Here is a 16,635-nt window from a genome sequence, read left to right as displayed (position 1 = left end):
AAGATCAACTAAATCGATTACTTCTCAAACACCCCTACCGGGGCAAAACGCTCTTTCACCTTGTCCTTTAACCTCCGCTCCGACTCTCACGCCCCCTTTAATGGAGTGATCATGACGGGCTGATCCGACACACTGGTTCGATGCGGCATGATGATGAAGAGCCTTTGTCCGGCGGCAACGTCAGCGATGGTGTCGTTCGCGTCGGGGACACCGTTCGCCGTCCGGCCGGACCATGGACTCCCGCGGTGCATGCCCTGCTTGCCCACCTGCATGAGGAGGGATTCGGCGCGGCGCCTCGCCCACTCGGCATCGACGATCAGGGACGTGAGGTCCTGACCTTCATGCCGGGAGATGTGGTCTGGCCCGACCGGTTCTCGCTGATGGAACCCGCTCGACAACTGGCTCGCGTTGCACGGCTGATCCGGGACTTCCACGACGCCGTGCAGGACTTCACGCCGCCGTCCGATGCACAGTGGCAGACGCTGATCCCCGCTGAGGGCAGTGACATCATCGCCCACAACGACCTGGCCCCCTGGAACCTCGTGGTCGCAGGTGAGGCGCGGTGGGCCTTCATCGACTGGGACACTGCGGGCCCCGGCTCGCGCCTGTGGGATGTCGCATACGCCATTCACGGGTTCATCCCGCTGTCCGCGCATCCGGACTGGCAGAGCCCGGACGCGGCGGACCGACTGCGAGTCTTCGTCGACGCCTACGGTCTCGCAGAGTCCGAGCGTCGCCGGTTGGTCCCTATGCTGGGGCGCCGTACGCGTTCCATGCACGATTTCCTGCACGACCAGGCAGCCCAAGGAGCCCAACCCTGGGCAAGGCTGTGGGCTGAAGGCCATGGCGACGCCTGGCGAAACGATGCCGAGTACATCGAGCAACGCGAAGACCAGTGGATGCACGCCCTGCTCGCTGGCTGAGGCATCAGTGCCCGTGCCTGGCTCCCGGCGTCGAACGACATCTCAAGTCTGCCGGGGCAGGCCTGGAGGCCTTGCGTACCATCCCCCGCCCTGGCCCGGTGCGCTCCCGGCGCCGCGCCGGCATCGATGCCGACGGCCTGGTGACCTGCCTGTCCTGCGGACACCGCTACCGCTCGCTCGGCCCCCACCTCGCCCGCGCTCACCACATGACGGCCGCCGACTACCGGGTCGAACACCGCCTCCCGGCCACCACCGTGCTCATGGCCGCCGGCGTACGCGTTGCCCTGTCCCGGGCCTGTACCGCTGCGATGACCGAGGACCCGGACCTGATCGGCCGGATACGCTCCGCGACACCGCCCCCGCAGGATCTGGCCCGGCTCTCCGCGCATGCCCGGGCCGGCACCGACGACCTGCCCACCGTCCAGGCAGGGTGCGTCGCAGCCGCCCGGCGCACCCTGCCCGCAGCCCATCAGGCCCGCCGCGACGTTCTGGAAGCGAAGGCGAGAGCAGCGGGATTCGCCTCGATGGCAGCAGTGATCGACGCGACACGGCACCTGCCGAGCCGGGCAGCAGCCACAGATCGGGATCGGCGCGAGCACCGTCAAGCGGTGGCGGCGACACCCCGAACACAACTGACACGGCACCACCGTTCCCGCGTACGGAACTGCCCGGCCCGGCCCGCCCGGGAGTTCAGAGCCAGGCACTCACAGGGATTGGACGACGACTCCAGCCTCTTTCAAGAACTCCGTCGACACGTTGGTCAAGACGCTGACTCTTCGACGAATCGATCCGGGAGGTCCGCGCCGCCGCACTAGTTGAGGGCGTTGCCAACGGGCAGTCCGGCAAGGTTGCCGTTGGCCGCGCCGGTGCCCTGCGTGGTCGTTCCGTTGGCTTGAGTCCCGTTGTTGAGATTGGCGCAACTGACGCCGAAGGCGGGGGAGAGGAAGTCACCGATGCCGCCGGCGGTGGCGGGGGCGGCTGTGCCGAGTCCCACGCCCACGACCGATGCGGTGAGAGGCAGAACTGTGACTGACTTTCGCGTGATCATGCTTGGGAAACGACAGCAGTGGAGACAGGGTCACTGGCAGCCCTGGCGTTCGCAGCGGCCAGGCCGATCCGCGGGCGCTCACGACCCTCTGACCTCGTCACCGACTGCCCCGTCCTGAGCAGTCGGGCCGGCGGTGACGGCGTACTGGTGTCCTGGCTGTGCGCAATGGTCTGCGTAAACGCTGTGACCTGCGGTGGTCGGGCCTGTGGTCGGGGGCATTGCGCAAGCCACGACCGGGTGCGCATGCGCCCGCTCCGCACCGTCTACGGCACCTGCGAGCCCATCCAGCTGACCCGCTGCTCGGGATTGTGCACGGGGCGCCATACAGCCGCGGCGGGTCCGTGCTGGAGCTGGTCGGTCATTGGCGCGGCGAGCACTGCCATTTCCCGCAGGAATAGGGCCACCGCGAGATCCACGTCAGCCGACGCGTGTAGGGCACGGATACGGCTGTTGATGCCTGCGGGGCCGGTGCCGTCCAGGACGAACAGCAGCCGTGGGAAGAGCGGGTAGTGCCGCCGCCATTCCTCCTGGACCGCCTCTGCCGTGCGGCGCTGGCCGACCGGCATGGGTGTGTACTGGTGGAGGCGGGCGTAGGCGCGGAGTTTGGCGGCGAGGCGTTCGGGCCCATGGTCGCCCGGTCGACCTCGAGGAACGCCCGCAGCGTCGACCAGTCGTCACCGTTCCGGCTCCCGTGTTGGTAGTAGAGCAGCGCGTGCGGGATGACCGCCTCGCCGCCCCCGATGGGGTGGTGGACGTCGGGCAGGAAGTCCAGCGGCCGGCAGGTCTCCCCGCGGCGGCGCGCATCGAGCAGGAACTGCAGCCCCTTTTCCGTGACGGTCAGGGTGTGGCTCACCCGCAGCCGCGCCGCTATCGGATCCGACTGTGTCCGCCGGAAGGCGGGAACTCGACTCCGGACAGGCCCCCTTGGGGACATCCGCCGGCCCGGCGGTGGCCGCAACCGTCGTCGACCTGAACCCAGCCGTTCGGGAGGCGCTCCTCGCACTGGTCGAGCCTGACGTTCTCGGAGATCCCATGTCGCCGCTGCGCACCTCGGGGAGGGGCAGTCGTCCGTTCGCTGACCTGCTTGCTTGGTGCTCAGCGAGTCCTCCCCCGTTATGTTCTTCGCGGTCCTGCAATGGGGCTGCTGGCCTCCGGGCCCGGTATGACTGTGTCCCCTCTGTCGAAGGAATGACCTGGGGGGTGGTGTCGCCGGGGCCGTGGGGTGCCGTCGGAGACGCTGATGAGAGACCCGGCCACCGCCCGGTCCGGCGCAATGCCGGGCACAGACGTGGGCGGCAGGTCTGCATAACGTGGATGCGCGAGCACGGTGCCACCGCCCTGGCCGGCACGGTCAACGACCTGGAAAGGCTGCGATGTTCGACATCGAAGGCGTGGGCGTCTTCCTCGGGATGGACGTCGGCAAGACCGCTCACCACGGTCACGGGCTCACCCCGGCTGGGAAGAGGGTCTTCGACAAGCCGATGCCCAACAGCGAGCCGAAGCTGCGGGCCGTCTTCGACAAGCTCAAAGCCAAGTTCGGCACCGTCCTGGTGATCGTGGATCAGCCCGCCTCGATCGGGGCTCTGCCGCTGACCGTCGCCCGCGACACCGGATGCGAGGTCGCTTACCTGCCCGGACTCGCGATGCGGCGGATCGCCGACCTCTATCCGGGCGAGGCGAAAACCGACGCGAAGGACGCGGCAGTGATCGCCGACGCGGCCCGGACGATGCCTCACACGCTGCGCTCGCTGGAGCTGACCGACGAGATCACCGCCGAGCTCACGGTGCTGACCGGCTTCGACCAGGACCTCGCGGCCGAGGCCACCCGCACCAGCAACCGGATACGCGGCCTGCTCACGCAGTTCCACCCCAGCCTCGAGCGCGTGCTCGGACCCCGGCTCGACCACCCGGCTGTCACCTGGCTCCTCGAGCGCTACGGTTCCCCGGCAGCTCTGCGGAAAGCCGGCCGCCGCAGACTCGCCGAACTCATCAGGCCCAAGGCCCCGCGCATGGCCGCGCGGCTGATCGACGACATCTTCGACGCCCTCGACGAACAGACCGTCGTGGTCCCAGGAACCGGCACCCTCGACATCGTGATCCCGTCCCTGGCCGCCTCGCTCGCCGCGGTCCACGACCAGCGCCGGGCACTGGAAGCCCAGATCAGCAGCCTGCTGGAGGCCCACCCTCTTCACCCGGTCCTGACCTCGATGCCGGGCATCGGAGTCAGGACCGCCGCAGTCCTACTGGTCACCGTCGGAGACGGGACCGCCTTTCCCAGTGCCGCCCACCTCGCCTCTTACGCCGGCCTCGCCCCCACGACGAAGTCGTCGGGGACCTCGATCCACGGCGAACACGCACCCAGAGGCGGAAACCGGCAGCTCAAACGTGCGATGTTCCTCTCCGCCTTCGCCTGCATGAACGCCGACCCGGCCTCCCGCACCTACTACGACCGGCAAAGAGCGCGCGGAAAGACCCATACCCAGGCCCTCCTCCGACTCGCCCGCCAACGCATCAGCGTCCTGTTCGCCATGCTCCGTGACGGCACCTACTACGAGTCCAGAACGCCCGCCATCACCCTCGCCGCATGACACCCCAAACACCCGCACACCAGGCACCACGTCCTTGACGAAGGACATAGAGACACCCCCCCGTAGGGCAGTTGGTGCTGCCAGGGCGGGTGGTCGACTGCTTGCCGCGATGACACGTGGTGTACATGACAAAGCGGACCAATAGCTCTGAATTGCGGCGAAGTTATGGACCAAACGTGAAGTATTTCACGCTCCGAGTTTACTTGCTTTGCAGATTTGATGGGTTTTGATCGCTTCTACGTCTCTGGTTAACAGGCTGGACGTACTCGTATCTTGCGATCTGACCGCTTGGTCGAACACATCCAGGCCTAGCCCAACGCGGCTTGGCGGGGGAGCAGTTCATATGAATACGTACGGGGGGAGGCGTCGGCTGCGCACAGCCGGCGCGGTGCTCTGCGCTGCCTTGGCACTGGCAGTGAGTGCATCCAACGATGCTTTTGCAGTGGGTGAGCGAGCTGCCGCCTCGCCCGCCGACACCGTGACGGCCGCCGGGAGCGCTGAGGAGGCTCCCGCGGACGGCGATGCGGGTGAGGACGTCAAGGCGCTGGCCGAGGCCGCGCGCACGGGAAAGCCCGTGGAGATCATTTCGATGCGCGGCGAGAGCAGCGAGGTGTACGCCACCCCGGAGGGGCACCTCGAGGCGCGCGAGCACCTGCGTCCGGTACGGACCCGGGTGGACGGCCAGTGGCGGGACATCGACACCAAGCTGACCCGCGGCGCGGACGGAACGGTGGCACCCAATGCCACGACGGTCGGCCTGACGTTCTCCGGCGGCGGATCGTCCCCGCTGGTGAGGATGACGAAGAACGGCCGAGAACTGGCGCTGTCCTGGCCTCGCAGCCTGCCCGCTGCGGAGCTGAGCGGGAATACCGTCATCTACCCGGAGGTGCTGCCCGGCGTCGATCTGCGGATGACGGCGCAACAGGACGGCTTCACCCAGCTCCTGGTGGTCAAGTCGGCCGAGGCCGCGGCGAACGCTGAACTGGGCACCCTGCGTCTGAAGCTCGACGCCGCCGGCATGCAGGTCAAGGAGACCGCGGAGGGCGGCCTGGCGGCGATCGACCAGGGCGCCAAGAGCGCCGTCTTCGAAGCGCCCCGGCCTGTGATGTGGGACTCCAGCAACAAGGTGCCCGGCACCGCCACGCCGTCCGCCGCCGGGCCCGCCCCGACGACGTCGCCGAAGACTTCGAAGACCTCGCAAGCCACGGACGCCGGCACCCCAGCTGCCCCTGCTGCCTCTGGCGCCACTGCCGGTCCCACCCGATCCGAGGCCGTCGCAGCAGAGTCCGCGAACGTGGCTCCGGTCGGCGTGGACGTTCCAGCCGCGCAGGACGCGCTCGTACTGACGCCGGACACCGACGTGCTCAAGGGCAAGGACACGGTGTACCCCGTGTTCATCGACCCCCAGTGGTACTCGCCGAAGGCCACAGCGTGGACGATGGCCTCCAAGTACTGGGCGTCGTCACCGCAGTACAAGTTCAACGGCGACTCGGACGCGGGCATGGGCTACTGCAACTGGTCGTACTGCGCGCCGAACGACACCAAGCGGCTTTTCTACCGCATCCCGACGTCAAAGTTCGCCGGCCGGACCGTGCTGCAGGCGGAGTTTGTGGTCCGCAACACCTGGTCGGCGTCCTGCGCGGACCGCAGCGTGGAGCTGTGGCGCACCAAGGACATCTCCTCTTCGACGACCTGGAACTCACAGAACGCGTCCGGCTTCTGGATCGATCACCTCAAGACCGCTTCCTTCGCCTACGGGTTCACCGGCTGTGCCGCCAAGGACGCAGAGTTCGACGTGAAGTCCGCGGTGCAGCAGGCGGCGGACAAGAAGTGGTCGACGATGACCTTCGGATTGAGGGCGGCGAGCGAGAGCGACGGATACGCCTGGAAGCGCTTCTCCGACGACGCCTATCTGCGCGTGCAGTACAACCGGCCGCCGCCGCAGGTCAAAACGTCCCAGCTCACCATGGAGTACGGCGGGTCGTGCAAGAAGCCCGCCAGTGCCGCGCGGGTACGCACCCTGGGCAAAATCTACGCGAACGATGTCACCGACCCTGACGGCGACTCCGTCTCCGTGGAGTTCCGGGCGAGCTGGGACACCGGTGACGGCAAGGGTGTGATCACCCGCTGGAAGTCCGGACTGACGACGGCAAAGAAGTCCGGCTCGGACTTCGCGATCGGCCTGCCGTCCTCCATCCCCGCCGACAAGACCGTCAACTGGTACGTCCACTCCTATGACGGCGCCCAGTACTCGTCGTGGTCGTACACCGGCGACCCGACCGCCTGCTACTTCGTCTACGACAAGAGCGTGCCGAAGGCGCCCGGCATCTCCTCCGCCATCTACCCGGCCTCGGACCCTGAGGATCCCGAGGACCCTTGGTACGACGGAGTGGGCCAGTACGGCAGCTTCGTGATCACCGGCGCTGTCTCCGACGTGACGAAGTACTGGTACGGCATCAACGGCGACCCGGTCTCCGCCAACACGGTCACCACTTCGGGCGGAGCGGCCAAGACCGTGCCCGTCCTGCCGCTCAAGCCGGGCCTCAACACCTTTACCGCCCGGGCGTTCGACGCGGCAGGCAACGGCTCCGAGATCCGTACCTACCAGTTCCGGGTGAAGGCGGGGCAGCTCGAGCGCGCCGACTGGGGGATGGACGAGGCGGCCGGCGCCACCGAGGCGGCGGGCAGCGCACCCGAGCAGAGCGCCGCTCTGTACGGCAACCCGACACCGGGGGTCGAGGGCAGGTTCGGCACCGCGGTGCAGTTCGACGGCGTCGACGACTACGCCGCCGGCGACGTCGCGACCATCGACACCGACGTCAGCTTCTCGGTGTCGGCCTGGGTGAAGCTGTCCGCCATGCCGTCCGGCGCGGCGGTCGTGGCCTCCCAGCGGGGCAACAACGCGCCCGGCTTCGAGCTGTACTACTCCAAGGGCTACGACCGCTGGGTGTTCAACCAGTACAGCGCCGACAGCACCGTCGGCACCCCCGTACGGGCCATGCAGGCCGCCGCGGGCGGGGTCAAGGCCGGGGAATGGACCCATCTGGTCGGTGAGTACGCCGCCGGGGAGAAACTGCTGAAGCTCTACGTCAACGGCACGCTGGCCGGGTCCACGGCCTACTCCACGCCGTGGAACGCGCGGCGCGGCATGACGATCGGCGGCAGCTTCCTCGGTGACACGCCGGCGTCGCCCTTCCCCGGTGCCATCGACGAGGTGAAGACCTTCGAGAAGCCGCTGTCGGCGGGCGAGGTGGCCGGCCTGTTCAGCTCGAACGCGATCGGTGCCGGACGCCCGGCCCGCGCCGTCTTCCACCTGGACGAGGCCGCCGACGCGACCGCCCTGAGCGGCCGTGCCGATGTCAACCCCGCGGTCCTCAAGGGCGGCGCCACCGCCGGCTCGCCCGGCGTCGACGGCAACGCGCTGACGCTGGACGGGACCGACGACTACGCCGCCACCAGCGGTCCGCACATCAACACCTCGTACAGTTTCGCCGTCTCCGCCTGGGTGAAGCTGACGAAGACCAAACCCACGCACGCCGCGAGCGTCGCCTCGCAGACCGGTGACGTGGTGACGGGCCCGGAGCTGTACTACTCCAGTTCCTACGACCGCTGGGTGTTCAACCAGCACAGCGCCGACACCGCCGACTCCACGGTGGTGCGGGCCATGCAGCCCGAGGGCACCACCGCCTACGGCGGTGAGTGGACGCACCTGGTCGGCGTCCAGGACACCGTGGCCGGCCAGCTCTCGCTGTACGTCAACGGCACCCTGGCCGGCACCACCGCCCTGCCCTCGACCTGGTACGCGGGGGGCGCGGTACAGATCGGCGCCAGCGCGTTCCAGGGCGCGCCCACTTCGTTCTTCCCCGGCCAGATCGACGACGTGCGCCTCTTCGACCGGCCGGTGTCGGCCGGTGAGGTGCAGCAGCTGTTCAAGCAGCGCGCGGTGGTCAAGGGGCGCTGGAAGTTCGAGACGTCCACCGGCACCCCGCCGACCTCACCCGACGCGTCGTCCACGGGTAACGCCATGACTTTCTACAACGGTGCCCAGACGGGCTCGGGTTGGGTCGACGGTGCCGTGGTCCTCGACGGCACGAACGACTACGCCGCCGCGTCCTTGGTGCCAGTCGACACCAGTGCCAGCTTCACCGTCAGCGCCTATGTCCAGGCGGCCGCGACCCCGACGGGCCCGGTCACCGTCATGAGCGCTCCTGGTGCCAAGAAGAGCGCGTTCGCGGTGCGCTACGAGCCCAGTGCCACCCCGACGACCGATCCGGGACGCTGGCGGATCGCCACGGCCGACACCGACAGCGATTCCGCCAGCGTCTCCGACATCGGCAACGGCATGTTCTTCAGCCCCACCGACTGGAACCACATGGCGCTCGTCTACGACGGTTTCTCGAAGGAGATCCGTCTCTACGTCAACGGAGAGCTCCAGGAGACCGCCTGCGCCGACGCCGACGACGACGGGGTGCAGGACGACGCGAGCTGCGCAGACACCGTCTCCTGGGCCGACGACGTGCTGACCTACAAGGCCGCGAAGACCTTGCAGCTCGGCCGGGACACCACCGGGACGACGTCCAGCCAGTACTTCCCCGGCTCGCTGTCCGACGTCTGGGTTTTTCAGGGCGCCTTGACCGAGACCCAGATAGATCACCTCGCCGTCGGCATGCCGGGCGTGGACACCGCCGTCCCCAGCGGCGGCTGATCGGCACCGCCACCAGGAACGGGCCGGCCGCCACCTGCGGCCGGCCCGATTCAGGGGCCCACTGCATTGCTCCGCCGTGCGCGGCTTCCTGCTGCCTGCGGAGCACCCGACGGGAGGAAGACAGACCCGCATGAAGACCAGATCACGAGCAAGAACAGGCAGGCCGTGGCGCCGGGTGGCGATGGCCACGGCCGCCGTGCTGAGCGCGACCCTGCTCCAGGCATCGGGCGTGCCCGCCGTCGCGCAGGGCTGGACCAAGCCCCCGCTGCCGCAGGCCGAGTCACCGGTCGCAGGCGGCCCGGCAGGCAAGGCGATACCCCGCAAGGTGACCAAAGGGCCCCGAACACCCCCCGAAGCGCCGGCAACCACCTGGCCGAAGGCGAGCGCGGCGACGGTCACGCTGCGCCAAGAGACGACCCCGATCGCGGGTCTGCCGCTCACCCTCGACACCAAGGTCAAGCGGTCCGCGGAAGCAGCCACCGGCACCTACACAGTGAGCATGCTGTCTCGCGCGGCAGCCAGCAGGACGGGCGTCGACGGACCGGTCTTCACGCTGACTCCCCGGCCGGGTGATGCCCAGCGCGGCGGCAAGGTGAGGGCCGGGCTGGACTATTCCTCGTTCGCCGGCCTATACGGCGGTGGCTATGCGGGCCGGCTGACCCTGGTCCGGCTGCCCGCATGTGCGCTGACGACGCCAGAGAAGGCGCAGTGCCGTACCACCCAGCCGGTGCCCACCGTCAACGACACCGAGAAGCAGACGCTCACCACTCAGGCGGTCGCCCTCAGCGCGAGCACCGCGACCGTCCTGGCCGCGACCGCTGCGGCCGGAAGCGACAAGGGTGACTACAAGGCCACCTCCCTGGCCGCCTCGTCGACCTGGAACACGGATCTGAGCAGCGGCTCCTTCGCCTGGTCGTACGACATGCCGGTACCCCAGGTGCCCGGCGGACTGAAGCCGCAGGTCGGCCTGTCGTACTCCTCCGGCGGTATCGACAGCCGCACGGGCAACACCAACAACCAGGCGTCCTGGGTCGGTGACGGCTTCGACCTGGCACCGGGCTTCATCGAGCGCAGCTACAAGGGATGCACGGACGACGGGGCGACCAACGCCGACGGCAACAAACCGGGCGACCTGTGCTGGGCCTACGACAACGCCACACTCTCCCTGAACGGCTCGGGCGGGGAACTGGTCCCTAACGGGACCAACTCCTTCAAGCTGCAAAACGACGACGGCACCAAGATCGACCGGATCTACGGCTCCACGTCCGACGTGCGCTCCAACGGCGCCCGCAACGACGAGTACTGGCGGGTGACGACCCCCGACGGCACCCAGTACTTCTTCGGCTATAACCGGCTGCCGGGCTGGGCAAGCGGCAACGAGACCACCGACTCGGCGTGGACCGTCCCCGTCTTCGGCAACAACACGGACGAACCCTGCAACGCCTCGACGTTCGCCGCCTCCTGGTGCCAGCAGGGTTGGCGCTGGAACCTGGACTACGTCGTGGACCCGCACGGCAACGCCGTCGCCTACTACTACGACAAGGAGACCAACTCCTACGGCCGCAACCTCAAAGCAGCCGACGACACCCCGTACGTCCGTGGCGGCACCCTGGACCGCATCGAGTACGGCCTGAAGCCCACGGCGATGTACTCGGCGAAGGCGCTGGCCAAGGTGAACTTCACCAACAGCGAGCGGTGCATCGCCGACTCCTCGACCACCTGCTCCTCCATCTCCTCAGACTCCGCGTACTGGTACGACACCCCGTGGGACCTGAACTGCGAGGCGGGCACCGACTGCGACAACGGCCGCTTCTCCCCGGCGTTCTTCACCCGCAAGCGGCTGACGAGCGTCACCACCCAGGTCCTGGCGGCCGGCTCCTACAGCAACGTCGACGGCTGGAAACTCACCCACCGGTGGGGCATGGCCGACACCGACTACCAGCTGCTCCTCGACTCCATCCAGCGCACCGGCTACGACGGCACGGCCTCGATCACCCTGCCGAAGGTCACCCTTGCCTACACCCAGCTCGCCAACCGGCTCGACAAGATCGGCGACGGCTACGCGCCGTACATCAAGTCCCGGCTGTCCACGGTCGCGGACGAGTCGGGCGGCCAGATCGACGTCGGCTACTCGGCGCCGGTATGTGACGCGGCCGCGCTGCCCACACCGGAGACCAACACCACACGGTGTTTCCCCCAGTACATCGGCGGCAGTTCCACCGACGACCCGGACCGGCAGTGGTTCAACAAGTACGTGGTGAACACGGTCACCTCGACCGACCGTACCGGCGGCGCACCCGACCAGGTCACCATGTACGACTACCTGGACGGCGCCGCCTGGCACTACGACGATGACGACGGCATGACCAAGGAGAAGTCCAAGACCTGGTCGCAGTGGCGCGGTTACGGCCACGTACGCGTGCGCAGCGGCGGCCAGGGCGGCGCGTCGGCGATGAAGTCGCAGACCGACAGCTACTTCCTGCGCGGCATGGACGGCGACCGCAAGGCGTCCTCCGGCGGCACCAAGAGCGTCTCCGTCACCCTCGACCCCGGTGAGGGCGACCCGATCACCGACCACGACTCGCAGGCCGGTTTCGCCTACCGGACGGTCACCTACTCCGGACCGGGCGGCAAGGTGCTCGCCAAGACGGTGAACCGGCCCTGGTACAAGGAGACCGCGAAGAAGGTCCGCACCTGGGGCACCGTCACGTCCAACCTCACGGGCAACACCTCCAGCAGGTCGTGGACGTCACTGGACGACGGCGCGGGTGCCAAGTGGCAGACCACGGCGACCTCCGACACCCACGACCCCGCCACCGGCCTGGTCACCCAGACCGAGGACCTGGGCGACACGACCACCTCCACCGACGACCAGTGCACCCGCACCACCTACGTCTCCGGCAGCGTTCCCGTCGCGGCCCCCGCCCGGGTCGAGACGGTCGCCAAGGCCTGCGACGCCACCGCCAGCCGCCCGGCCGACGTCATGTCCGACGTACGCACCGCCTACGACGGCGCGGCGTACGGCGCCGCGGCTACCAGGGGCGACGCCACCAGGACGGCGAAACTCAAGACGTACAGCGGCTCCAGCGCGCTCTACCTGGAGTCCACGTCCACCTACGACGGCTACGGCCGGGCCCTGACCACCACCGACCTCACCGCCGACGTCACCGTCACCTCCGCCGGCACGCTCACCCGTTCCGCCCGCGCCGACGGCCGCACCACCACCACCGCCTACCACCCCACCACCGGATTCCCCACCAGCAGCTCGGTGACCACCCCGCCCGCCACGCCCGGCGACAGCACGACCGTCCAGACGTCCACCACCGCCTACGAAGCGCTGCGCGGACAGCCCCTCACGGAGACAGACACCAACGGCAAAGTCATCACCTACGCCTACGACCCGCTGGGCCGCACGTCCAAGGTGTGGCTCGCGGACCGGCTCACCGGCCAGACACCGACCTACGAGTTCACCTACACCATCACCGACAACAAGCCGGTCGTGGTCGGCACGAAGACCATCGGCAACAACGGAGCCCAGGACACCTCGTACGCCTTCTACGACGGCTTCCTGCGCCCCCGCCAGACACAGGCCCCCGGCCCGAACGGCAAGACCCTGCTCGCGGACACCTTCTACGACGAACGCGGCCTGACCGCGAAGGAGTTCGCCACCTACTACACCGACACCACTGCCCCGTCCACGACCCTGTTCAAGCCCGCGGACGCACTGACCGTCGAGACCCAGAACCGCTACACCTACGACGGGCTCGGCCGCGTCACCGAGCTGAAGCAGATCGCCGGCAACGGCGACGGCGGAGCAGTCCTCGGCGTCACCAGGACGATCTACGGCGGCGACCGCACCACGGTCATCCCACCGGTCGGCGGTACCGCGCGGACCACCCTCACCGACGCCCGCGGCAACACCACCGAACTGCGCCTGCTGCACGCCCGGGTCGCCGAGGCCGCCTACGACAGCACGCTGTACGGCTACGCACCGCGCGGTGAGCTCACCAAGGTCACCGACCCGGCGGGCAACGCGTGGACCTGGACCTACGACCTGATGGGCCGGGTCGCCGACACCACCGACCCCGACAAGGGCGCCGGGCACTACGACTACGACGACCGCTCCCAGGTGACCACCACCAAGGACGGCCGCAACGCGGTCCTCGCCCACATCTATGACGGCCTGGGCCGCAAGACCGAACTCCGGGACACCTCCGCGACCGGCACCCTGCGTGCCAAGTGGGTCTACGACACCGTCAGCGGAGCCAAGGGACAGCTCGCGTCCAGCTCGCGGTACGTCGGTGGCCAGGAGTACAAGTCGAGCGTCGTCGCCTACGACCGCCAGTACCGGCCGTTGCGCACCTCGGTGACGATCCCGTCGACCGAGGGCGACCTCCAGGGCACCTATCTGTCGACGACCTCGTACAACGCCTCGGGCACGGTGCAGGGGGTCGGCTACCCCAAGGCGGGGGCCCTGGCTGCCAACAACGTCGTCTACACCTACGAGGACGGCACGCTGCGGCCCGTCAAGGTCACCGGCCCGCAGGACTTGACCGCCACGACGGCCTACAGCTTCGTGGGCAAACCCCTGCAGTACAGCATGGCCGCGGGGGGCGGAAAGAACACGCTGGAGACCAACACCTACCAGTGGGGCACCCAGCGGCTGGCCACCTCACGGGTGGACCGCCAGGACGTCACGGGCGTCGACCAGTTCAACACCTACTCCTACGACGAGGCGGGCAACGTCCTGTCCGTCGCCGACAGTTCCCGCTCCGGCACCGACAACCAGTGCTTCTCCTACGACTACCTCGGCCGGCTGACCGAGGCGTGGGCCCAGTCGGCCACCAGCTGCGCCGCCGCGCCCAGCAGCACCGTGCTGGGTGGCCCGGCGCCGTACTGGACGTCGTACGGCTACGACAAGGTCGGCAACCGGCTCTCCGAGACCCAGCACGCCACCACCTCCGGCGCCTCGGACACCAACCGCACCTACCACTACCCCGACGCGGGTGCCGTCCGCCCGCACACACTGGGCTCGATCGACACCACCACCGGAACCGTCAAGTCCACCGACACCTTCACCTACGACACCGGCGGCAACACGCACACCCGCCAGCTGGGCAACGGCACCTCCCAGACCCTGGACTGGGACGCCGAAGGCCACCTCGCCAAGGTCACCCAGCCGGTCGAGGGCGGCAGCGACAAGGTCACCGACTACCTCTACGATGCCGCCGGCAACCGCCTGATCGGCCGCACCCCGACCGAGACCACCCTCTACCTCGGCTCCACCGAAGTCACGCTGGCCAAGGGCGCCACGACCGCCAAGGGCACCCGCTACTTCGACCTCGGCGGCGGACACCAGGCCGTCCAGGCCGACGACGGGACCATCTCCTTCACCCTCGCCGACCACCACGGCACCTCCCAGTTGTCCGTCAACGCGGCGAGCCAGGCACTCACCCAGCGCCGCACCCTGCCCTTCGGCGGACTGCGCGGCACCGTCCCCAGCACCTGGACCGGCACCAGGGGCTTCGTCGGCGGCACCACCGACACCGTCACCGGCCTCACCCACCTCGGTGCCCGCGAGTACGACCCGGCCACCGGCCGCTTCCTGTCGGTGGACCCGGTCTTCACGGCCGCCGACCCGCAGCAGATGCACGGCTACAGCTACGCCAACAGCAACCCGCTCACCTACTCCGACCCCGCGGGCACGGAGATCGGCTCCCGACCCAACTCCTGCCAGTACGACATCAAGTACTGCTCCAAGCACCAGCAGAAGGAAGTCGGCTACGACGCGAAGTCGGGCACGTCCGACTACCACCGCGGCAACATCTACAAGCGCTCCCAGGCCGCCAAGAAGCACTGGGTGGCGTCCAACACCCCGGTCACCAAGGACATCGACAAGCTGGCCGACCAGTACTGGTCCCCGCGGATGAACGGGGAGTTCACGGACGACTTCTGGTACAACCCGGTCTACGAGTCGTCCAAGGAGGGCTCCGCCTGCTACGGGCGCGAGGGCTGCCGTCAGGCCTATCTCTACGTGCTGCACGGCGGCAAGGACGTCGACAAGGCGAAGGAGATCGCGGCCACCTACTGCGTCTACAACGCGGAGGAATGCAACGACAAGGCTGCAGCGGTCGCCCGCGGCAACGTCATCCGGGACGCCGTGGCCACCGCCCTGCTGGCCTACATCGGCGGGGCCGCCGGCGCGGAGAGACCCTGCAACAGCTTCGTCCCGGGTACCGAAGTCCTCATGGCCGACGGCACCACCAAACCCATCGAGGACGTCAAGACCGGCGACAAGGTTCTCGCCACCGACCCGAAGACCGGCCGCACCAAGGTCAAGACCGTCACCGCCGAGATCACCGGCAAGGGCCTGAAGAACCTGGTCCGGATCACCCTCTCCATCACGGCCGATGGCAAGAAGCTGACCACATCGATCACGGCGACCGACGGACACCCCTTCTGGGTCCCGGAACTCGGCGCATGGGTCGACGCCACCCGCCTGGCCGCCGGCGAACGGCTCACCTCGTCCGCCCACGCCGAAGTCCGCATCACCACGATCCAACGCCGGACCCAGCCGGCCACGGTCCATAACCTGATCGTCGCCGACATTCACACGTACTACGCGCTGGCCGGGGACATACCCGTCCTGGTGCACAACGGCTGCGGCGATTCTTCCCACGCCGCCGACTGCTATTGCAATTGGGGGCAGCCGGTCGTTCCGCGTGCCAAGGCTCCCTCCGGAAATTCCGGAACCGCGACTCGAGACGTACACGGTACCGACCGAACGGCAATGCGTGGAGTCGACGTCGACCATGTGTGGAAGAACGGAACCTTGTACACCCAGGAAGACGGCCAGATCGTCAGAGTCCTGAGCAGTGGAAATGGAACATACGATGTCGTCGTGCGCGATATGAGCAACCCGACCGGGGCACCTACCACCGTCATCAAGGACGCAACACAGAACTACCTGGACAACAAACTCAACAGCGGGAGGTGGGGATGACCGACGATCAGTCCTCCTGGACCGGTGCAGTCACGGAGCGATTGCGATGCTGCGTCTGCGGAGAGTCGACCGACGAGTCGCCCGACTACGTGCTCGTCGAGCTGACAGCGCCCCCTGCCGGTACACGTCAGTGGCTCGGCGCCCATGCCGGGCATCTGAATGCGGTGCTTGCGGAGGGATTCAACGTCGAAGTCCATTTGATGTGATTCCCCGGGGTGGCCGCTCCTTTGCGCAGCAAGGGAGCGGCCTTCTGAGGTGTTGTGCATGACGAGCCCGCGAGTCCCTCTTTCCCCCGGTTCGCGCCAGGTTCCACGCTCATGCGGGGTCCGGAAGCCAGGGTGCGGACGTCCTCAGTATCCGGGGGAGAG

General features: G+C 68.3%; 8 protein-coding genes and 1 pseudogene. 7 read left to right on the top strand and 2 right to left on the bottom strand.

What is annotated here, in order from left to right; all coding sequences use genetic code 11:
* Positions 1-140: 140 nt before the first annotated feature.
* Positions 141-923, top strand: coding sequence for a phosphotransferase enzyme family protein (locus QF030_RS03480; protein WP_307161155.1), 783 nt, complete (start codon positions 141-143; stop codon positions 921-923).
* Positions 896-1,738 carry a MucR family transcriptional regulator gene (locus QF030_RS40500; RefSeq protein WP_373428725.1) on the top strand — a complete coding sequence of 281 codons (843 nt, stop codon included), beginning with the start codon at positions 896-898 and terminating at the stop codon, positions 1,736-1,738. The genes QF030_RS03480 and QF030_RS40500 overlap by 28 nt, the downstream gene beginning before the upstream one ends.
* On the opposite strand, the gene QF030_RS03475 is transcribed toward QF030_RS40500, so the two are convergent.
* The gene (locus tag QF030_RS03475; protein ID WP_307161154.1) at positions 1,735-1,917 is read right to left on the bottom strand and encodes a hypothetical protein; all 183 of its coding nucleotides are present in this window, start codon (positions 1,915-1,917) and stop codon (positions 1,735-1,737) included. The genes QF030_RS40500 and QF030_RS03475 overlap by 4 nt on opposite strands.
* 317 nt (positions 1,918-2,234) lie before the next feature.
* The gene (locus QF030_RS03470) at positions 2,235-2,537 is read right to left on the bottom strand and encodes a hypothetical protein (RefSeq protein WP_307161153.1); all 303 of its coding nucleotides are present in this window, start codon (positions 2,535-2,537) and stop codon (positions 2,235-2,237) included.
* 292 nt (positions 2,538-2,829) lie between these two features.
* Here QF030_RS03470 and QF030_RS40495 point away from each other — a divergent pair.
* The 5 genes and pseudogenes from QF030_RS40495 to QF030_RS03450 form a co-directional block, all read left to right on the top strand.
* A pseudogene (locus QF030_RS40495) lies at positions 2,830-3,048 on the top strand (ISAzo13 family transposase); the annotation flags it as partial.
* A gap of 296 nt (positions 3,049-3,344) precedes the next feature.
* Complete coding sequence (locus QF030_RS03465) at positions 3,345-4,559, top strand: IS110 family transposase (protein WP_307161152.1); 1,215 nt, start codon at positions 3,345-3,347, stop codon at positions 4,557-4,559.
* A gap of 343 nt (positions 4,560-4,902) precedes the next feature.
* A complete protein-coding gene (locus tag QF030_RS03460) occupies positions 4,903-9,264 on the top strand; it encodes a LamG-like jellyroll fold domain-containing protein (RefSeq protein WP_373428724.1) in 4,362 nt (1,453 codons plus the stop codon).
* A 130-nt stretch (positions 9,265-9,394) separates the two neighbouring features.
* Positions 9,395-16,267, top strand: coding sequence for a polymorphic toxin-type HINT domain-containing protein (locus QF030_RS03455; RefSeq protein WP_307161151.1), 6,873 nt, complete (start codon positions 9,395-9,397; stop codon positions 16,265-16,267).
* Positions 16,264-16,473: a hypothetical protein gene (locus tag QF030_RS03450; protein WP_307161150.1), complete on the top strand. Its 210-nt coding sequence runs from the start codon at positions 16,264-16,266 to the stop codon at positions 16,471-16,473. Before QF030_RS03455 ends, QF030_RS03450 begins: the two co-directional genes overlap by 4 nt.
* Positions 16,474-16,635 lie beyond the last annotated feature (162 nt).

This window comes from Streptomyces rishiriensis (assembly GCF_030815485.1).
In the GTDB taxonomy this organism is placed as follows: Bacteria; Actinomycetota; Actinomycetes; order Streptomycetales; family Streptomycetaceae; genus Streptomyces; species Streptomyces rishiriensis_A.
This window is presented reverse-complemented; position numbering and strand designations above follow the sequence as displayed.

Bases quoted from the DNA above. Each gene is read 5' to 3' on its own strand.
- QF030_RS03455 (WP_307161151.1), top strand. From the start codon at position 9,395: ATGAAGACCAGATCACGAGCAAGAACAGGCAGGCCGTGGCGCCGGGTG.
- QF030_RS03465 (WP_307161152.1), top strand. From the start codon at position 3,345: ATGTTCGACATCGAAGGCGTGGGCGTCTTCCTCGGGATGGACGTCGGC.
- QF030_RS03470 (WP_307161153.1), bottom strand. From the start codon at position 2,537: ATGCCGGTCGGCCAGCGCCGCACGGCAGAGGCGGTCCAGGAGGAATGG.
- QF030_RS03480 (WP_307161155.1), top strand. From the start codon at position 141: ATGCGGCATGATGATGAAGAGCCTTTGTCCGGCGGCAACGTCAGCGAT.
- QF030_RS03450 (WP_307161150.1), top strand. From the start codon at position 16,264: ATGACCGACGATCAGTCCTCCTGGACCGGTGCAGTCACGGAGCGATTG.
- QF030_RS03460 (WP_373428724.1), top strand. From the start codon at position 4,903: ATGAATACGTACGGGGGGAGGCGTCGGCTGCGCACAGCCGGCGCGGTG.